This window comes from Phycisphaeraceae bacterium (genome assembly GCA_019636555.1).
Lineage (GTDB): Bacteria > Planctomycetota > Phycisphaerae > Phycisphaerales > UBA1924 > JAFEBO01.
Map to the genome: position 1 here is coordinate 3,278,528 of JAHBXH010000001.1, position 19,170 is coordinate 3,297,697.

16 protein-coding genes are annotated in these 19,170 nt (G+C 62.2%); 12 read left to right on the forward strand and 4 right to left on the reverse strand.

Features of this window, described 5'->3' with window-relative positions:
* The first annotated feature begins 55 nt into the window (after positions 1–55).
* Complete coding sequence (locus KF691_14140) at positions 56–997, forward strand: DUF4082 domain-containing protein (protein MBX3390585.1); 942 nt, start codon at positions 56–58, stop codon at positions 995–997.
* Between the two features lie 157 nt (positions 998–1,154).
* Here the strand turns inward: KF691_14140 and KF691_14145 are convergent, their stop codons facing one another.
* Entirely contained in the window at positions 1,155–1,853 is a 699-nt protein-coding gene (locus KF691_14145; GenBank protein MBX3390586.1) for a cytochrome b/b6 domain-containing protein, read from the reverse strand.
* A gap of 67 nt (positions 1,854–1,920) precedes the next feature.
* Entirely contained in the window at positions 1,921–3,183 is a 1,263-nt protein-coding gene (locus tag KF691_14150; GenBank protein MBX3390587.1) for a hypothetical protein, read from the reverse strand.
* A gap of 210 nt (positions 3,184–3,393) precedes the next feature.
* Between KF691_14150 and KF691_14155 the strand changes: the two genes are divergently transcribed.
* The 8 genes from KF691_14155 (at position 3,394) to KF691_14190 (ending at position 13,703) form a co-directional block, all read left to right on the forward strand.
* The gene (locus KF691_14155) at positions 3,394–4,041 is read left to right on the forward strand and encodes a hypothetical protein (protein MBX3390588.1); all 648 of its coding nucleotides are present in this window, start codon (positions 3,394–3,396) and stop codon (positions 4,039–4,041) included.
* Positions 4,042–4,141: 100 nt separating this feature from the next.
* Positions 4,142–5,449: a hypothetical protein gene (locus KF691_14160; GenBank protein MBX3390589.1), complete on the forward strand. Its 1,308-nt coding sequence runs from the start codon at positions 4,142–4,144 to the stop codon at positions 5,447–5,449.
* 124 nt (positions 5,450–5,573) lie between these two features.
* Positions 5,574–6,875 (forward strand): hypothetical protein, encoded by a 1,302-nt coding sequence (locus KF691_14165; GenBank protein MBX3390590.1) that lies wholly within the window; start codon positions 5,574–5,576, stop codon positions 6,873–6,875.
* A gap of 70 nt (positions 6,876–6,945) precedes the next feature.
* Complete coding sequence (locus tag KF691_14170; protein MBX3390591.1) at positions 6,946–7,602, forward strand: hypothetical protein; 657 nt, start codon at positions 6,946–6,948, stop codon at positions 7,600–7,602.
* Positions 7,603–8,164: 562 nt separating this feature from the next.
* The gene (locus KF691_14175; protein MBX3390592.1) at positions 8,165–10,681 is read left to right on the forward strand and encodes a hypothetical protein; all 2,517 of its coding nucleotides are present in this window, start codon (positions 8,165–8,167) and stop codon (positions 10,679–10,681) included.
* Positions 10,682–10,770: 89 nt separating this feature from the next.
* Entirely contained in the window at positions 10,771–11,235 is a 465-nt protein-coding gene (locus tag KF691_14180; GenBank protein MBX3390593.1) for a DUF1905 domain-containing protein, read from the forward strand.
* A gap of 174 nt (positions 11,236–11,409) precedes the next feature.
* Positions 11,410–11,733, forward strand: coding sequence for a hypothetical protein (locus KF691_14185; GenBank protein ID MBX3390594.1), 324 nt, complete (start codon positions 11,410–11,412; stop codon positions 11,731–11,733).
* A 158-nt stretch (positions 11,734–11,891) separates the two neighbouring features.
* Positions 11,892–13,703 (forward strand): hypothetical protein, encoded by a 1,812-nt coding sequence (locus tag KF691_14190; protein MBX3390595.1) that lies wholly within the window; start codon positions 11,892–11,894, stop codon positions 13,701–13,703.
* On the opposite strand, the gene KF691_14195 is transcribed toward KF691_14190, so the two are convergent.
* Entirely contained in the window at positions 13,700–14,149 is a 450-nt protein-coding gene (locus tag KF691_14195) for a hypothetical protein (protein ID MBX3390596.1), read from the reverse strand. The genes KF691_14190 and KF691_14195 overlap by 4 nt on opposite strands.
* Before the next feature lie 140 nt (positions 14,150–14,289).
* Between KF691_14195 and KF691_14200 the strand changes: the two genes are divergently transcribed.
* Positions 14,290–14,550 carry a hypothetical protein gene (locus KF691_14200; protein MBX3390597.1) on the forward strand — a complete coding sequence of 87 codons (261 nt, stop codon included), beginning with the start codon at positions 14,290–14,292 and terminating at the stop codon, positions 14,548–14,550.
* Between the two features lie 26 nt (positions 14,551–14,576).
* On the opposite strand, the gene KF691_14205 is transcribed toward KF691_14200, so the two are convergent.
* On the reverse strand, positions 14,577–15,515 hold the full coding sequence (locus KF691_14205; protein MBX3390598.1) for a putative sulfate exporter family transporter: 939 nt from the start codon (positions 15,513–15,515) through the stop codon (positions 14,577–14,579).
* A gap of 113 nt (positions 15,516–15,628) precedes the next feature.
* On the opposite strand from KF691_14205, the gene KF691_14210 reads away from it, so the two are divergent.
* Together KF691_14210 and KF691_14215 are read left to right on the forward strand one after the other, a co-directional pair.
* On the forward strand, positions 15,629–16,894 hold the full coding sequence (locus tag KF691_14210; protein MBX3390599.1) for an aminotransferase class V-fold PLP-dependent enzyme: 1,266 nt from the start codon (positions 15,629–15,631) through the stop codon (positions 16,892–16,894).
* A gap of 118 nt (positions 16,895–17,012) precedes the next feature.
* Complete coding sequence (locus tag KF691_14215) at positions 17,013–19,154, forward strand: alpha amylase C-terminal domain-containing protein (GenBank protein ID MBX3390600.1); 2,142 nt, start codon at positions 17,013–17,015, stop codon at positions 19,152–19,154.
* Positions 19,155–19,170 lie beyond the last annotated feature (16 nt).

Genomic DNA, 19,170 nt, shown 5'->3' on the forward strand with positions numbered 1-19,170 from the left:
CAGAGCGATCACGAGTCCGACCATCGCAATTCAATCTTCCGTTCGAGGATTTCAGATGACACAAAGAAAACACATTCCAATCGCGATGCTGGGTGGCGCGGCGTTGCTGGCAGCGTTGCCGGCCCGCGCGGATACCCTGTGTCAGACAAGCCTTTTCGCCGCGGACTCGGCCCCGGCGTTCCAGAACAACAACGACGGCATGCCGATCGAAGTCGGCACCAAGTTCAAGTCGGAAGTATCGGGAAATGTTGTCGGCGCGCGCTTCTATGTCGGCGCCAGCAACAACGGGACATGCAAGGCCTCGCTGTGGACCAGCACGGGCACGCTTCTCGGCTTTGCGACATTTCCGCCCTTCGCCGGGCCGGGCTGGAATCAGGTGAATTTTTCCGGTCCGATCCCGATCAGCGCCAACATCGTCTACGTGATTTCCGTGTATTCTCCCGGCGGGTGGTACGAATCCACAAACAACGTCTTCGACAACCCGGTCCTGGTGCCGCCTCTGCGCGGGCTCGCCTCCGGCGAGAGCGGCGACAACGGGGTCTATCGTCACGGCGCGGGCGGCGGATTCCCGACCGGCTCGTTCCAGAATTCCTGCTACTTCGCCGACGTCATTCTCGAGAGCGACTGCCAGAGCTTCGATCTTTCCTGGCACACGATCGACTGCGGCGGCGGCTTCAGCATGAACGGGCTCATCACGCTCAACGGCACGACCGGTCAGGCCGATGCCGGACCCATGACCGGCGGCGACGACTTCATGCTCATGGGCGGATACTGGGGCGCCGCGGGCGGACCGCTTTCTTGCCCGGCCGATTTCAACCACGACGGATTCGTGGATGACGAGGACTTCGTGCTCTTCGCGGGTTGGTACGACATCCTGCTCTGCAGCGAGCCGGAAATGCCGCTCGGTTGCCCGGGCGACTTGAACGGCGACACGCTGGTTGACGACTACGACTTTGTGATCTTCGTCGATGCCTACAACCAGCTCTTCTGTCCCTGAAACCATTCCGGCCGGCGTGAGAGCGCCCGCCGGGCTTTTCGGATTCTGGTGCCGGTGATTGCCGTCGCGAAGCGAGCGCCGGCAGCAATCATCGATGGCCATCGAAGCCGCCGGTACTTTGTTCAATCGGCCCTGCCATCGGTCGAACCGAGAACGCCTAGTCCCAGTCTTCTTCGCTGTCGCCGATCTGAACCTCGACGCCAATCAGGGGGAGCGTCGTCGCTTGGCGCACGGGGTCGTAATTGCGGTAGATCCCGTAGGAAAAACCGGCAATCAGTAACGCCGCCGCCGCACCGACGAGCGGCCGGCTCAAACGGATCGAGTCTTCAACCGGCCCAACTCGCTTGCCATCAATCATGCTGAGCGCGATCCACTCGCGATGACGCAGCGTGTGCAGCGCAACGCCGAGCAGGTGCGCGACGATGAGCGCGATCATCGCGTAGGCGAGCCATTCGTGCAGCGGACGCAGGTTCTTTTTTCCCGAGCCGACCGCGATGCCGGTGAACACCTGCGCAAGGGTCAGCGCGATCATCGCGAAGATCACCCACGCCGAGCCCGGGTTGTGACCCATGAACCGGGTTTCTCTGAAGCGCAGCGCATCCCGGAAATACTTCAGCACCCGGCGCGGCCCGAACGCGAACGCGCCGAAACGCGCGTGGCGCGTACCGGCGAAACCCCAGATCAGGCGCAGCACCACCATCCACGCGAGCGCGAGGCCGATGAGGCTGTGATAGGCAAAGGTGGAACCGAGCTTTGAACTCAGGAGCGCAATCGCCAGCGCGCCGATCCAGCCCGCGGCGAAGCAGAAGTGAAAGACCCGGATCGGCCAGTCCCAGATTCGGACCACACGCGACATCGCACACTCCAGCGCACACGGCATCGTTCGACGCATCGCGCAGCCCAAGTGTACCGAATCGTGATGTTCAGCGCGGGCGCGGCAGCAGATTGAACTCACGACGCAAAGTCGCGGTGATCGGCGGGTACATCATTTCGAAGCGCGAACCGACGAAGTCGTCGATCGATTGTCCGATCCGTCCGGTCGCATCCGCCACCATCGACGTGTACCACGGCATGTACGCGCAGAGCGTTCCATCCAGACCGTGCGGCAACGTGTGCGCGGTTTCGGCGAGCGGCAGCGATTGACGGTCGAAGTCGGCTTCGTTGTTGACGTGCGGGAAGAGAAGTCGATCGAGCAGCAGGGTCTTGGGCTGCCTGTCGAGCCTGATGTCCTTGTGGATGAACAGGTCGAACATCACGCGCTCGACGGGGATGTTGAGCAGCACCATGAAGCCGGCGGTTTCGGGTGTTTCGGAATAGCGGTCGTAGAGCCGGCGCAGTCGCGTGCCGAAGACGCACGTTGTGAGACCCTCGTTACCGACGGGGCCCGTCGCGAGTTCGAAGCGCCGGTAACCGCCCGACTCGACCATGCGGATGTCGGGCTCGGCGGGATTCGAAAATTTCTTGTAGACCTGCGCCTTGCCCTCGCCGGAACCGCTCGGATCGAGCGGCTCTTTCGAAAACTTCATCACTTCGCCGGTCGACTTGTGCACCGCTTCGTAGCTGAGCGGCACCGCCTGCGTGCGGAGACGACGGAAACCGACGAAACCGTTCACGTGCCCGGCGTCGAGCATGTTCGGATCGTTCGGAGAAGGAAAGACAAACACGGTGACGAAGCGGACGCGCGCTTGAACGCCCCACGTGCCGCAGGCGCCCTCGAAGAGTTTGCGTCGAACTTTCTCGGCTTCGGCGGTCGCTTTGATGTCGCCGTGATTGGCCATCAGCATCGCGAGCGTCTTGCGATCGCCCGAGCACGACGCCAGCGCCGCTTCGAAATCGCGGAGCGCCGCCTGCGCCGAATCGATCGCGGATTCCGGCGCGCCCTTCACGCGGCACGCATCGAGAAACTTTGCCATGCTCTGCGCGCCGGGAACGTCGCTCGCGGCGAGCGTCGGGTTTGATTCCTGCACCATCCTGGTGAGTCGCCACGTGAGCCCGCGGTTGATCCCGAGTTCGCGAGCGGATTCGCGGGTCTTGGTCGGATCGACCCCGACGAGCGCGAACAAGCCGGCGACCTCTGCCCTGGCTCGGTGGAAGGCGGTAATGACGCTTTCCAGCGTCCCACCCCGCTCCTCTGTCAAAGAGTTGAGCTTTTCTCGGACCTTTTGTTGTGGACTGATGGTTGACATATTTGTCTCTGGCCCCCCACCCACGATCTGGCAAGCCGGTAGCTGTTCGGAGTATAGCGAGCGGCACGCCGAAATCCCAGAAAAATGTCACACAAATTGTCAATATTGACACTTGACTGGACGTCTCAAATCGTTTAACGTCCTAAATCAAAGGCAGGGAGGCGTCTTCCTAGCCCTCGGTTTCCCACACAGTAAGAGGAGAGAACTCCCATGCGTCCCAATCACGTTTCCCTTGTCGCCGCCACGGTTTGCGCCGCTATCGCCGGGACCGCCAGCGCGGCGATCAACATCACGCAGACGACGGCTGCCGCCCCAACCTACGGGACGACGCTGAACTTTGATGAGCCCGGCACTCCGACCGGGACCGTCCCGTCCAACTCGTTTGCCTCGTACGGGATCACGAACTTCGGCACCGGCGACAATGCGAACGTGGTCGACATCGGCGCGTACAACACGGCGCCCGGCTACAGCTGGCTTGGTACGGGCAACTCGGCCCATGGCTCATACGGGCTGTACATGAACTTCTCGTCGCAGTTGAGCGCCTTCAGCTGCCAGTATTGGGACGACTCGGGCCCGGGCTCGTTCTTCGGCGGCGGCGCGGCTGTTGTCGCCCTGAAGAACGGCGTGGAAGTCGGATCGCTCTTTCTCACCAACCCGGCGTTCAGCCCCACCGCGAAGTCGTGGATCAATATCACGACGACCAGCGGCTCGACCTTCGACGAAGTCCGGCTTGTCGGCTTCGGGTTCTTCCCGCAGGCGTACGCGGACAACCTCTCGTGGGACCAGGTGCCCGCGCCCTCCACGGCGGGATTGCTCGCCCTGTCGGGAATCGTTGCGTGCCGCCGTCGGCGCGCTTGAGTCGGTTTCCCCATTTTCTGAAGCGCATCGTCCAACCGGCGATGCGCCTCCTTCGTTTCGTGCTTCGCGTCACCTCACTCAACGAAATCGGAACTCGCTCATGAAGAATCCTTGTTTTGCTGGAATGGCTTTCTGTGTCTTTACCGCGTGCGGCGCGGCGTCGGCAGCGCCCTGGATCGAGCTGCTGCCCCAGGGCTACTACGTGACGGACCTGTCGTGGGATGGAACCGCGGCAACGGGCAACATTACGGGCGATGGCTCGTATGAGACGTTCCGCTGGACGCACGACAATGGAGTCGTGGCGCTCGGTCGCGCATCGGTTCCGGCGCTGGGCGTCGGCGGCGGCTCGCCCGACATCTCATACAACGGCGACAGGGTTTCGGCGATGATCGTCGCATCGGACTATTCGATGGCGACCATGGGCCGGTGGACACTGGGGGGCGACTGGGAAGAAGCCTTCAATCCATTGCCTGCGAATGTGTACCTGCTCGATCAGGTGTCGTCTACGGCGTGGGGACTCTCGGGCGACGGGCGCTTTGTCTCGGGCTACTACCAGAAGGTGGGCGTGGGCGTGCAGGCGTGCGAATGGTCGCCCGATGGGACGCTGATCGATTTGCCCACAGCGCCGGGCAAGCGCGGGCGCGCGAACGCCATGAGCTATGACGGTTCGGTGGTCGGCGGCTGGGAGGATGAGGGCCCTGGTCCGTGGCTTCCAACCGTGTGGCGCTCGGGCGTGAAGCACTCGCTTGTTTCGACCAGCCTCGGCTCGACGATGGTGCAGGGCGTCAACCTCGATGGCTCGGTCGTCGTTGGTGACGCTCCGGACGAATTCCTTGTGATGAAGGCCGCGGTTGTCTGGCGTTGGAACGGGAACGAGTACGTCCAGCAGTTCAATGGGTATCTGCCGGAGACGACTTTCGGCTGGGGGAGCGCGCGGTTCACGAGCGTGACCGACGACGGGAACACCGCCGTGGGCTCCAATTACTTCGCGTTCAATCCCTTTCAGGGCGGAGACGCGATCATCTGGACGCCCGAGACCGGCTTGATGAGCGGGCTGGACTTCCTCGCTTCGCTGAATCTTGAAGTGCCCGAGGGCCTGTGGCTGCGCGATTTCCAGAGCATTTCGCCGGACGGTTCGGTCATTGCCGCGGCGGGTCTTGTGATTGAAAACGGCCTGAGCCAATCGTTCCTGATCCATCTGAAAGAGCCGTGCCCGGCGGACCTGAACAACGACCGCATGGTGGAAGACTCCGATTTCGTGCAGTTCGCAAACGCGTACGACCTGCTCGACTGCGCCGACCCGGCGATGCCCTTGCGTTGCCCGGCGGATCTGAACCGTGACGGCATCGTCGACGACAGCGACTTTGTGCTGTTTGCCGGCGCGTACGACGCGCTTCTCTGCCCCTGACCGCGGCCCGCGCCGCGGAAAACCGCGCGGGCCGAATGTCCTCTCTCTCCAGTCGAGGTGTGCCGCCGAAGGGCGCCTCGCCTCATTTCCATCGATCCATTTACTCCGAACAAAGGATAACTGCATGCGCCCCCGACTTGCTCTGTGCGTTGCGTCTTCATTCGCCGCGATCGCGTTTGCGGGGGCCGCCTTCGCGGCGCCGACGGTGACGCTGCTCCCCTCCGGTGAGTTTGTCTCGAGTTTGTCATACGACGGAACGGTTGCCTGCGGCAACATCGTCTGGGACGGTTCGTACGAAACGTTCCGCTGGACGGCGGCGGGCGGAATCGTTCGGCTCGGCAGAGACACGGTGATTCCGATCGGGCGCGGTGCGGGCACGCCCGACATTTCCTACAACGGAAACCAGGTTTCAGCGTCGATCCTGAGTTCGGACTTCCAACTGACTCAAGGTCTGTGGGACATCGGAAACGGTTGGACCGAAACGATGCCCCCGCCGCCCGCGGACGGAGCGCTTGTAGACGACGGCTACGGCTCGGCTTGGGGTCTCTCCGGCAACGGGCAAGTTGTCACGGGTTTCTTCTGGAGCGCGGCGTACCGAGCTATTGCTTCATCGTGGTCTGAATCGAGCGGCGTACTCGCGCTCGGGCAAACGGCGGGTCGCAGCGCACGCGCCAACGCGACGAACTACGACGGCTCAGTGACCTGCGGCTGGGAAGAGGGCGAAACGGGTTCCTGGTTCCCGCGCGCGTGGCGCAACGGAACGAAGTATGAGCTGAGCAACGTCGATGGCGGCGTGACCGCGGCCGAAGGAATCAACGGAGACGGCTCACTCATCGTCGGCAGTTCGGCCGACGAGAACACAGCGCTGAATGTCGCCACGATCTGGACCTGGAACGGCTCCGGGTACGACGCTCAGCAGGTCGGCGCTCTGCCGGACACGCTCCCGGGTTTCGGACAGGCGATTCTGCTTGCGATCACCAACGACGGTTCGCTGGCGGTGGGCGTCAATCAGTATTCGTGGGGGAACACCGAGGGCATGGTGTGGACGCAGGGCACCGGGCTCATCTCGGCGGCGGCGTACTTCGCGATGGTCGGCGTCGTTCTTCCGGATGGATATGCGGTTGCGGATTGCTACAACGTTTCGGCGGACGGCTCGACGATCAACGCGACGATCTTCGACAACGAAACGTTCAACTACTACTCGGCGATCATCCGCCTGCGCCAGCCATGCCCGGGCGACTTGAACAACGACGGGCAGGTTGATGATTCGGACTTCGTCTCGTTCGCGGCTCAGTACGACGTGCTCGAGTGCGCGAGCGCTTCGATGACGGGTTACTGCCGCGCGGACATGAACAGCGACGAGTACGTGGACGATGCGGACTTCGTGCTGTTCGCGCAGGCGTACGACCAGCTTGTGTGTCCTTGATGGAATCAGGAGGATCGGCACATCGCCGATTCTCGGTGAGAGGGGCGTTTCTTACCTTTGAGGAGAAAGTATGAACAAGGTTCTCATTTCGGCGGGGCTTGCATCGTTTCTATCTGCCGCGGCGGGTGCGGCGATCTTTCAGGTCGAAATCTTCGGCGACATCTACTACAACGGGATCCGCAACGGCGGCCCGCTCGACCGGGCGAATGTGCCGGCCGGTTCGAAGGCGGTGATCCACTTCCTGCTTGATTCGAATCTGTACTTGAACGATCCGGACGGATTGCCGACGCGCGGATACACAATCAATCAATCGTCGTTCAGCGCGACGTACGGCAGCGCAACGGTCGGGATTCAGAATCCCTTCCCGGCCGGGCAGACTCCGATGTTCGTCCTTCGCAACAACGATCCGGCGGTGGACGGATTCTTCCTTTCGACGGGCACGGCGTATCCGTGGCCGATTCCGACGAGCGAACCGGGCGTCTTCGGCCAGTTCGGCGTGTACTTCAATGTGGGGTACGTCGGCACCACGCTCTCGACGCTGAACATCGCGGACGCCGTGGGCACGTACGACTACACCGGCCTCAACAACTTCGGATTCTCGACGGACGACGGCGGGAACGATGCGATGGGAATCGATTTCACTCGCATGGTCATCTCGGAAGTGCCGGCCCCGGCCACGCTCGCGGTGATGCTGCCGCTGACGCTGATTCGGCGGCGTCGGCGCTAACTCGGGCAAACATCAAGCTCTCCACGAGGACGATCGCGGCGCGATCGTCCTTCTTCATTTGTGGCCGGACTGGGGCCGCGGCGGACCGGCATGGCGGGTTTGTCGTTATGAAGAGGGCGCTCACGCGAAAGCTTGAACGGCCGGGCGCCAAAGCAGCGGCCCGACCGTCTTTCACGTAGTCTGTTGAGGAATGTCGGTATTCCTGCGGAACCCCGTCTCGGGCCGGGGCGAATGGTCGATCGGCTCGGGAACAAGGAAACGATTTGGGGTCGTTTCGGGACGATGGCAAGCGGTGGCATCGTACGGGGCGGCGGGTGCGCGTTCGCGCAGTTACTTTTGGGGTTCTGACATGAGTATTCGATTGGTGGGTGTTCTCGCTGCGGCGGGAGTGGCAGCATTTTGCGGCAATTCGACGTGGGCGCAAACTGGTTGCCAAGGGCGATTTGATGGTGGACTAGGACATCCGGGGGCCACACGAATTTCTGGTCCGATTCGAGCACTGACCAAATGGGATCCGGATGGAGGCGGACCGGCGGCACAGTTGCTTGTGGCTGGCGGCGGAATGACTGCCGCCGGGTGGACGCAGTTTCTGGGAACGGATGGAATCGCGGGGTGGGATGGAGAATCCTGGCGTCCAATCGGACTGGGAATGACCAAGGCCGTCACGGCATTGGCGGTCTACCGAGGGGAGCTTTACGCCGCGGGAGCGCTGGCATCGGAAGCATATTCGTTTGCGCCCGCGCTCTCTGGAATCGCTCGATGGGACGGGGCGCGATGGCGCCCCTTGCCGGGAACCCCGTCGGGGTTGATTGCGAGTTCGCTAGTCGTCCAGGATGACGCACTGATTGTTGCGAGCACCAAAGACATCGTGCTCGGCGGCGCGAACGTCGGGGGAGTCGTGCGGTTCGATGGCGCGGCATGGCGCGGTTTCGGCAACAGCCCAAGTCCCTCGGGGGTTCGATGTATTGCTGTTTACAACAACGAGCTTTACGTGGGAGGCGATTTCACGGCGATCGGATCAACCACACTCAATCACCTTGCGCGATGGGATGGTGCTGTGTGGCAGCCGGTCGGTGGAGCAATCCCCGGCGTGACCGGAACGGTACCCGACCCGAACTATGTCGAGGCTTCGATCCTGACGATGCGTGCTTTCGACAACAGTCTGGTAGTGGCGGGCATGTTCAATTCGGCGGGCGGGGTCCCGGCGACCTGCATAGCTGCGTGGGACGGTTCGGCGTTTCACTCGCTTGGATCGGGGTTGACAAGCGACCATGTGGAAGCGCTTGGTGAGTTCGGCGGAAAACTCGCCGTCGGCGGCACCTTCAAAGCCGTCGGGGGCATTGGTGTTCAAACGGCGCTCGCTTTTTGGAATGGGCTCTCGTGGGAAGTTCCGCCTCCTTCGTTCATTCAAGCGAAGGGGGGGACGCTCAAGGACTTGTTCGCCTTCGAAGAGTTCGAAGGGTCGCTATATTTCGGAGGTTATTTCTCTCCGAATTCCGCGCTTGACGACTACAGGTACTCAACGCACGTCGCGCGGTTGTCGAATGCGGGTATCCCGCAGCCTCTTACACCATTGCCCGGCTCGTGGGCGGACGGACTGATTACCTTCAACGAGAAATTGTATTTGTACGGCGTGTTTTCCCAAAATTCGATCAACGCGCAATCGCCCTCGCTCGCAACTGTCGACGGGACGCGCGTGGATCTTGTCGGGGGAAACATGACGCCCATCATCAGCCCGGAAACGCCGGAATCGGGCCAGATCGCCCGCTTGCGTGACGCGGTCGTCGCGGACAACAAGCTGATCTTCGTGGGCGCTTTTTCAAGCATCGACGGCGTGACAGCACGATCGATCGCCGCATTTGACGGGCAGAATTGGACGCCGGTAGTCCCCGCGGGCCTACCGGATTCCACATCCCTTCATTCGATCGCGTCTATGGAAGGATCGCTAATCATGGGCGGCGTGTTCGCCAATGCCGTGACCGCCGAGGGCCCGGCTTCAAATGTGGTTCGTTGGGATGGAACGGTTCTTCACTCCATGGGGCAATTGCCCGGGCCGGTATTCTGCCTTCGCGTCGTCGATGGGATTCTGTATGCCGGCACGCCGTCGGATGCATTTCGATGGACGGGCTTTCAGTGGGAGCCGATGCGTTCGGGCGCCAATGTCGGAATCAGCAATGTCCGCGATTTCGCGAGCGACAATGGCGCGCTCTTGGCGGCGACGGACTCTCGAATCTATTCCTGGGCGTCCGGCGCGTGGGTTTCTCAATCTGGCTCCGTTTCCGGAAATATTGCGTTTGCCCGGTACCAGAATCACCTGTATGCCGTTGGCTCCTTTGCGTCGGTTCTCAATGCAGTGAACATCTATCGCCGCAATGGAACAACCTGGCAAGCTATCGGAGCCTCCATCGACAATCCTCGCAACCAAACACCGGTTTTCACTTACTCGGCAGCCGCCGAGTACCGGGGAAAGCTCTACATCGCGGGATATCTCGGAAGTCCATCCGGTGGTGTCGTCAACGTGGCAAGTCCCAGCGGAATAATTCTGACGAGATACACCGAGGATTCGCGGCCGTTCTTCGAGGGCCAACCCGCGGACTCTCGGGCAACGCGAGGCACAGAGGCTCGCATGCAGGCATCGCTCGAGGCCGGCGCCGAGCGCCCGAGTGCTGTGACCTTCCAGTGGCGGCGCGACGGCGTTCCGATCAGTGAGGGTGTCGGCGGCGCTTCCGCCGGGGGCGGCACGGTTCAGGGCGCGACCAGCGCCACGCTGCACATTTTCGGCGTGCAGCCGTCGGACGCCGGTGCGTACGACGTGGTCGCGACCAGCGCCTGCGGCACGCAGCTCTCGGACAGCGGCATGCTGAAAGTGCGGATGATCGCGGCGGACATCAACGCCGACGGGCTGGTGGACGATGCGGACTTTGCTCTGTTTGTCGTGCAATACGACACCATGATTTGCAATGACCCCGCGATGCCCGACGGGTGCTCCGCCGACTTCAACGGCGATGGCTTCGTGGACGATCAGGACTTCGTGTTGTTTGTTCCGGCGTACAACGTCCTGCTCGCAACGGGCGACTGAAACACCGTTCGGCGAATCTTCTCTTCGGGCCCGTGCTGGATGAACTCCAGCGCCCGATTCTCTTTTGGGTGATCGAGTACGCTGTCGCCATGGCCTCGAAGACTTTCACCGCCACAATCCTCGCAGACGACAATACAACGATGACCGGATTCGAAGTTCCGTTCGATCCGAAGCCGGTCTTTGGAAAAGTGCGCGCGCCCGTCGTCGTCGAAATCGGCAAGCACTCCTATCGCTCGACCATCTCGCCGATGGGCGGGTGCTGGATGATCCCGCTCCGCAAGAGCAACCGCGACGCGGCGGGCGTCAAGGCGGGAGAGCGAGTCAAAGTCACGCTCACGCTTGATGATCAGCCGCGCACCGTCACACCGCCGAAGGATCTGGTACGCGAACTGAAGGCCGCGAAACTTATGGATGCGTTTTCGGCGCTCGCGTACACGCATCAGCGCGAGCATGTCGAAGCGATCGAGCAGGCGAAGAAGCCCGAGACACGCGAACGCAGGATCAAGGCGTGCATCGCGATGGTGCGAGCCAAGGCCGGAAAGGCGAAGCGCTGAGAATCGGTTCGCCCGAGCCGGTCGGGCGCCCGCCGGAAGGAACAGGGCGGTTTTCGGACCGCGCGTTTCTCTGTGCGGGCGGCTGGAAAAGCGGGGCAACAATTGGTCGCTGCTCGAACGCGGAGCGATTCGGCACGTAGGAGACCATGACCCCGCTGCTTGGAAGGAGCGCCCATGCGGAACTTTGCGACAAGCACGCTGCTTCTGAGCCTGGTGGTGGCCGCCGGGTTGTGTGCCGCGGCGGAGAGCGCACCCGGCCCCCAGCGCGGCACGGGAAACTGGATCAATCCGCAGGACGCCGCGGATCTCGACTTTGACGGCTACGTGGATGACGCCGATTTCATTTTGTTTTCGCTGCAGTACGACGCCATGGAGTGCGACTCCGCGGGGATGCTCGAAGAGTGCAGCGCCGACCTGAATCACGACGGGCAGGTTGATGACGCTGATTTCGTGCTCTTCGTGCACGAATACAACCGGCCGATCCCGGTGCTTTCTTGAACTTTTCTTGAAGATGATAAGCGGCTCGGGTTGTGATTTTGCGCACCCGGATGTGCCGATACATCCCCATTGCGGACGGCCCGAAACGGGTCGTCGCAGCGGGCAAGACCTACCCTTGCCCTTCCCATTTCCGGGCGGGGCCGCCGCGCCGCTCGCGAATGCTCCTTCGAGTTGCCGCGGCAGATCAGGAACGCGACATGGCTCTCGTGCTGGGACTGAACTCGATCCACCCGGATGCTGCCGCGGTGTTGATGGACGACAAAAAGGGCGTGATTGCCGCGATCGCGGAAGAACGCATCAACCGCAAGAAGCACTGCGCGGGTTTTCCGTCGCTGGCGATCGCGGAAGTGCTGCGGCTGGGCGGCGCGAGCCTGAACGATGTGACGGATGTCGCGATCGCGCGCGATTCGGGCGCGAACCGCGGCGCGAAATTCGGCTTCATCGCGCGTCACCCGATCAGCGGGCTGCGACTGGCGATGTGGTCGCAGAAGGTTCACGGGACGCTCGCGACGGTGGATCAGCTCATCGCGGAGGCGTGCGGCCGTCCGCACGCGGATTTCAAGGCGAAGGTTCATCACGTCGAGCATCACATCACGCACGCCGCGAGCAGTTTTTTCTGGAGCAACTTCGAGCGCGCGACGGCGCTCACGACCGACGGCGCGGGCGACTTCTGCACGGGCCTCATCGCGAAGTGCGAAGGGAACAAGATCGAGGTTCTGCACAAGAACTTCTGGCCCCACTCGTTCGGCGTGTTCTACACCGCGGTCTGCAACTTCCTCGGCTTCAACAAATACGGCGAGGAATACAAGGTGATGGGCTTGTCCGCGTACGGCAAGGACACGTTCGCCGACCAGATGAAGGCGCTGGTTGATTACATCCCCGGTCAGGGAATGCGGCTCAACCTCAAGTACTACAACCACCACTACACCGTTCACACGCACAACCAGAGCGAAGAAGGCGAGATCGTCGTCAAGCCGATGTGGTCAGAGGCGATGAAGGAGCTCTTCGGCCAGCCACGCGGGCGCAAAGACCCGACCGAGCAGAAGCACAAGGACATGTCGGCCTCGATGCAGAAGCGCTTCGAGGACATCTACATCAAGTACGTCCAGGACGGAATCCGCATGAACGGCGGGCTGCGCGACGTGGTGCTCGCGGGCGGCTGCGCGCTCAACGGCGTCGCGAACGGCCGGCTCGTGATGGAGAATCATCTCGATCGCGTGTACATCCACCCCGCGGCCGGCGACGACGGCACGGCGGCCGGCGCGGCGGCGTACGTGATGCACAGCATCCTCAACAAGCCTCGGCTGGGTGAAGTGATTCACGGATACTGGGGCACGGGCTGGAGCGATGATGAGTGCGAAAAGGCGGTGCGCGAGAGCGGCATGCCGTTCAAGAAACTGACGCGTGAGCAACTGCTGAACACCGCGGCGGACGCGCTCAGCCAGGGCAAAATCCTCGGCTGGTTCCAGGGACGCGAGGAATGGGGACCGCGTGCGCTCGGCAATCGCTCGATCATTTGTCACCCGGGTTGGCCGGACATGAAGGCGATCCTGAACGCGCGCGTCAAGAACCGCGAGCCCTTCCGTCCCTTCGCGCCGCTCTGCATGGAAGAGCACCTCAGCGAGTTGTACGAAGGGCAGCACGATGTGCCGTTCATGAACATCGTGTACAAAGTTCGGCCCGAATGGCGGGCGCGGCTGAGCGCAACCACGCACGAGGATTCCACCGGTCGCGTGCAGACCATGCGGCGCGAGCAGAACGAACTCTTCTACGACCTGCTTACGGCCTTCAAGGCGCGCACGGGTGTGCCGGTACTGCTCAACACCAGCTTCAACGAGAACGAACCGATCGTGCACACGCCATCGCACGCAATCGGCTGCTTCCAGCGGACGCGCATGAGCGGGCTGGCGGTCGGGCCGTTCTGGTATGAGAAGCCGGCGGACGAGCAGGACAAGGGCGTCGCGGTCTAAGCACGTTTGGCGGCATTGATGCGGATTTCCCCGCATTCGGGGCACTGGAGAATCTCTTCTCCAAGGTCGTAGCCGCAGTTGTGGCATGCGTTGGGAAGAGGCGGAACACCGACTCTGCGCCTCGGCATCGTGGCAAAGCAGGCAGAAAGGGCGATCGCGCCCGAGATGATCGTTCCGACGGTGACGATCGGGTGGAGCCGCGCGGCAAACATGCCCAAGCTCCACTGCCAAAAGGCGGGATTCAATTCGATCAGGCGCTCGGTAGTGAACGCGACGAGCGCGAGCGGAACGCCCAGAATCGCGAAGAGAGGCCGCGGATAGATGACCGCCGTTGCCACAAAGAGCAGCGGAATCATGATGTTCACGAGGATGATGGTCGCTCCGACGGGCGGCAACTGGAAGTAGACGAGCACCTTTCTCAGGGGCGCATCAAGCAACGCCGGCAACAGCCCGGCGAGTGTGTAGCCCGCGATCGATCGCCATCGGCCAACGCTTTGGCGAGACGTAGCGCACGAGGGAAGGGTACGGTGAAAGCCGATGGGCTCGTTGGCTCGCCGATCGGCGTCTCTTTTCCTACACTCCGCCCATGCTTGCCGCCTTTCAGCGATTCCAGCCCGGTCAACGCGTGCGCGTCACACAGCAAATTCCCCGCCAATCGTTCGGTGGCGGCACGATGACGACCACGATCGAGGGCGAAGTCCTTCGCTTCTACCAGGGAAAAACCGGTTCGTGGTTCGCCCACTCGAAGGATGACAAGCTCTGGCTCGATCGACTCGAGATGAAGAAAGACAGCGGCGAGATCGTGACGATCAACCTCGATCAGTATTCGCATATCGATGTGATTTAGGTCGCCCGACGCCGGATTGCTGTTTGCTATTGAATCGTGCTGCGCACCACGATCAGCGCCACGACGCTGATGAAGACCCAAAGCCCGACGGCGAGTACGAGCGGGCGCACTCCGACACTCGCGAGCGCCTTTCGGCTCAGCCCCAGGCCAACAAGAAAGAGCGCGATATTCATGCCCCTGCGGGCCGCGGCGGAAATCCACGCCGCGACGTCTTGCGACATGAAATAGGTCCCGGCGATGCTCGCGAACACGAAGAGCAGAATGAACCACGGAACGGGAAGCCTCGAATGTTTCTCTTTTCCTGCGAGTTCCTTGCGGAAGAACCACGCCGCCACCACCGCAACCGGAACAATCCAGAGCGTGCGCGAGAGCTTGACGGTGGTCGCGACTTCGAGCGCCTCTTTGCCGTAGGCCGATGCGGCCCCCACCACGCTCGACACATCGTGGATCGCGACCGCGCTCCAGACTCCGAACTGATGCTGTGAAAGGTTGAGGGAATGTCCGAGCGGGGGAAAGACCCAGAGCCCGATCGCGTTGAGAATGAACACGACGCCGATCGCCACCGACATGTGCGTGCCGCTCGCGCGGATCGTCGAGCCGACCGCCGCGATCGCCGAGCCGCCGCAGATCGCAGTGCCCGAAGAGATCAGGGTGCAGAGTTTCTGATCGATCTGAAGCCATTTCGCGATCAGGAACCCCAGCGCAAACGTGGCGACGATCGTTCCGAATCCGAATCCCAGGCCCGTCAGCCCGGCACGAACCAGCTCGTGCAGGTTCATCGCAAACCCGAGCCCGACCACGCAGACCTGGATCGTGATCCGGGAGAGCTTCTTCACCATGTCGCCGTGCGGGGCAATTCCGATCAGCGCAACGACAACACCAAGAACCAATGCGTATTCCGGGCGCATGAACGGGGGTGGGGCGAGGCATGCCGCGGCAAGCGCGACGGTGAGCGCCCAACGCATCCTTGAACCTGCATCCGGAGATTGCGAGACCGCTTCGCTGATGGGCCGATGGTACCCAAAGCGGCGACGGTGCGGTGCGGACTCGATCGGCCGGCGGTCTCCAACAATCGGGAATGCAAGCAGCGCACGCGGCACCCAAGGGTTCAGAGTTCGCGCACAATTGGACGCACGAACAGGGAATGGTGTTCCTGAATCACGGTTCGTTCGGCGGCTGTCCCCGGGCCGTGCTCGACGCCCAATCAGAATTTCGATCGCGCATGGAATCGGAGCCGGTCCGGTTCTTTGTCGAGCAGTTGCAAGGGCTGATGGATGAAACCCGCGACGCCGTCGCCGGTTTTGTTGATTGCGATTGGGATTGCCTCGCTTTTCTGCCCAACGCAACGACCGGTGTCGCGGTCGCGCTCGAGAACGTGCGCCTTCAACCGGGCGACGAGATACTCGTGAATGATCACGAATACCCGGCGTGCCTGAACAATGTGCGGCGGATCGCCGCCCGCACGGGCGCGAAGGTTGTCAAGGTCACGCTGCCCTGGCCGCTGCCAAAGGCCGGCGCGCGCCAATCCATCATCGACGCAATCCTCGGCGGTATCACGCCGAGAACCAAAGTCGCGCTTGTCAGCCATGTCACCAGCCCGAGTGCGCTTGTCCTGCCGATCGAGCAGCTAATCCCGGTGTTCAAGCAGCGCGGCATTCTCTCACTGATCGACGGCGCGCACGCGCCCGGCATGATCGGTGGACTCTCGATCCGCCGGCTCGATCCGGATTTCTACACGGCGAACTGCCACAAATGGACCTGCTCGCCGAAAGGATCGGCGCTGCTCTATGTTCGCAAAGAGCTGCGCGACGGCTTTCGCCCGCTGGTATTGAGCAACAACGCCGAGTTGCCAAAGCCGGGTCGGCCGCAATTCCTGACCGAATTCGACTACATTGGAACGGGCGATTACTCGGCGATTCTCTCGATTCCCGCGGCGCTGCGGACGATGGGCGGTTTTCTTCCCGGCGGATTCTCCTCTGTAATGCGCCGGAATCGCGAGCTCGCGCTTCGAGCCCGCGCGTTGATCAACGAGCATTTCGGGAATGGCGCGCTCGCACCGGACGACATGATCGGCTCGATCGCCGCGATGCTGCTGCCCGCCCGCGGCGACGGTGCTCCGCCTTCGACTCGCCCCCCCACCAGCCGATACGGCGATCCTCTACAGGAGCGGCTGATCGACAAGTGGAAGATCCAAGTCCCCGTTTGGGGCGTGCCGGGCACGCCCCAGCGCGTTCTTCGCATCAGCGCGCAGCTCTACAACTCGTTCGAACAATACGAATACCTGCTGCAGGCGCTCAAAGAAGAGTTGGCATCAGAGCGACGTGCGCCCGCTGCTGCATTGTGAATTGCACCCTCATCCGTACGGCGCTGTCGCATTTCGGCCGCACCTCCAACGAGAGTGATTCCCAGGCGCACCACACAGCTCCGCAGCGCCGCCGCCGGATCGGATACCCTCCGTCTCCTTGACGGCAACAAAGAGCAAATCCTCGCCCGGAACCGGCCTGATCGATCTTGATCCCTGGCTCGAAAACCAGCGCGCCGCGCTCGAGACCCGCTACCAGCGTTACCTCAGCCGCCGCGCCGAACTGCTGGCCGGCGCAAGGTCGCTGAAGGATTTCGCGCTCGGCCACCGCTACTTCGGATTCAATCGCGGAACCAACTCGGGCCAATCCGGCATCTGGTACCGCGAGTGGGCACCCGCGGCACTCCGCCTCTCACTCGTCGGCGAATTCAACAATTGGAACTCCGAAGCAAACGTGCTCGCACGAGACCAGTACGGCATCTGGAACGTTTTCCTTCCCGATCGCGAGTACGCAAACAAGCTGACGAACGACAGCGCCGTCAAGGTGCGTGTCGAGACCGATCGCGGCGCAAGCTATCGCCTCCCGGCATACATCCAGCGCGTCACATTTGATCAATACGGGCACAACGCAACGGGACGCCTCTGGCTTCCGCCCGCATTCGCGTGGAAAAACCCGCGCCCGGTGGCGGTTGCAACAACAAACCCGAAGCCCAGAGCGGCAAATCATCCCCACTCGCCGCGCATCTACGAAGCACACACCGGGATGGCCGTCGAGCAGGAGCGCGTCGGGACCTTCGCCGAGTTCCGCGAGACTGTCCTTCCCCGAATCGCCCGCGACGGATACAACTCGCTCCAGCTCATGGCGGTGCAGGAACACCCCTACTACGGCTCATTCGGTTACCACGTCAGCAATTTCTTCGCCGTCTCATCTCGCTTCGGAACACCCGACGATTTCAAGCGTCTCGTCGATGATGCGCACGGCCTCGGTCTCTCGGTCTTCCTCGATCTCGTGCACAGCCACGCCGTCAAGAACACCATCGAAGGACTCAACCAGTTCGACGGCACCGATTTCCAATACTTCCATTCCGGACCCCGCGGCATCCACCCCGCCTGGGATTCGATGCTCTTTGACTACAGCAAATACGAGGTGCTCCGCTTCCTCCTCAGCAACGTCCGCTTCTGGCTCGAAGAGTTCAACATCGATGGCTTCCGCTTCGATGGCGTGACGAGCATGCTCTATCTCGATCACGGTCTTGGAAAAGCGTTCACTTCGTACGACGACTACTTCGGCGGGAATATCGACGAAGACGCTCTGACCTACCTCAAGCTCGCAAACGAAGTCGCGCACGAAACGCGCCAAGACGCCATCACCATCGCCGAAGACGTCTCCGGAATGCCGGGCATGGCCCGACTTGTCAGCGAAGGCGGCCTCGGCTTCGACTACCGGCTCGCGATGGGCATCCCCGATTTCTGGATCAAGCTCCTCAAGGAGCGCCGCGATCAGGATTGGCACATGGGAGAACTCTTCCACATCCTGACCAATCGGCGCGCCCACGAAGGACACATCGCCTACGCCGAGAGCCACGATCAGGCCCTCGTCGGCGACAAGACCCTCGCCTTCCGCCTGATGGACGCCTCCATGTATTACCACATGAGCAAGGCGGAGAACAACCTCATCATCGACCGCGGCATCGCCCTCCACAAACTCATCCGCCTCCTCACATTTTTCCTTGGTGGCGAAGGCTGGCTGAGTTTCATGGGCAACGAATTCGGCCACCCGGAGTGGATCGACTTCCCCCGCGAAGGCAACGGGAATTCCTACAAGTACGCCCGGCGCCAGTGGTCGCTGGCCGAAAATCCTCTGCTCCGCTACGGCGATCTTGGGGCCTTCGACCGCGCGCTTATGGCGCTCGACGATCGCTTCGGAATCCTCGCAGCGCCCCCGGCCCGCGCCATGCAGATCGATGAACTTGGGAAGTGCCTCGTCTTCGAACGCGCCGGCCTCGTCGTCACGGCAAACCTCAACCCCGAATACTCGCGCACCGATTGGCGCGTCGGCGTGCCGCCGTCGATGCCCTCCGGCATCCCATTCACGTCGGTACTGAACACCGACGATCCCTCGTTCAGCGGGCACGGGCTCGTGAAAGAAATGTTCTATCCGAGCAACCCGGTCTCGTGGGACGGCTTCGAGCAGAGCGTGCAGCTGTACGTGCCCGCGCGCACAGCGCAGGTCCTTGCTCCCGCTCCCACTCACGCCCCCACTCACGCCCCCACTCACGCCCCGCGAACCCGCCGCGACTGATGCACGTACAATTCGT

Bases quoted from the DNA above. Each gene is read 5' to 3' on its own strand.
- KF691_14140 (MBX3390585.1), top strand. From the start codon at position 56: ATGACACAAAGAAAACACATTCCAATCGCGATGCTGGGTGGCGCGGCG.
- KF691_14145 (MBX3390586.1), bottom strand. From the start codon at position 1,853: ATGTCGCGTGTGGTCCGAATCTGGGACTGGCCGATCCGGGTCTTTCAC.
- KF691_14150 (MBX3390587.1), bottom strand. From the start codon at position 3,183: ATGTCAACCATCAGTCCACAACAAAAGGTCCGAGAAAAGCTCAACTCT.
- KF691_14155 (MBX3390588.1), top strand. From the start codon at position 3,394: ATGCGTCCCAATCACGTTTCCCTTGTCGCCGCCACGGTTTGCGCCGCT.
- KF691_14160 (MBX3390589.1), top strand. From the start codon at position 4,142: ATGAAGAATCCTTGTTTTGCTGGAATGGCTTTCTGTGTCTTTACCGCG.
- KF691_14165 (MBX3390590.1), top strand. From the start codon at position 5,574: ATGCGCCCCCGACTTGCTCTGTGCGTTGCGTCTTCATTCGCCGCGATC.
- KF691_14170 (MBX3390591.1), top strand. From the start codon at position 6,946: ATGAACAAGGTTCTCATTTCGGCGGGGCTTGCATCGTTTCTATCTGCC.
- KF691_14175 (MBX3390592.1), top strand. From the start codon at position 8,165: ATGACTGCCGCCGGGTGGACGCAGTTTCTGGGAACGGATGGAATCGCG.
- KF691_14180 (MBX3390593.1), top strand. From the start codon at position 10,771: ATGGCCTCGAAGACTTTCACCGCCACAATCCTCGCAGACGACAATACA.
- KF691_14185 (MBX3390594.1), top strand. From the start codon at position 11,410: ATGCGGAACTTTGCGACAAGCACGCTGCTTCTGAGCCTGGTGGTGGCC.
- KF691_14190 (MBX3390595.1), top strand. From the start codon at position 11,892: ATGCTCCTTCGAGTTGCCGCGGCAGATCAGGAACGCGACATGGCTCTC.
- KF691_14200 (MBX3390597.1), top strand. From the start codon at position 14,290: ATGCTTGCCGCCTTTCAGCGATTCCAGCCCGGTCAACGCGTGCGCGTC.
- KF691_14205 (MBX3390598.1), bottom strand. From the start codon at position 15,515: ATGCGTTGGGCGCTCACCGTCGCGCTTGCCGCGGCATGCCTCGCCCCA.
- KF691_14210 (MBX3390599.1), top strand. From the start codon at position 15,629: ATGCAAGCAGCGCACGCGGCACCCAAGGGTTCAGAGTTCGCGCACAAT.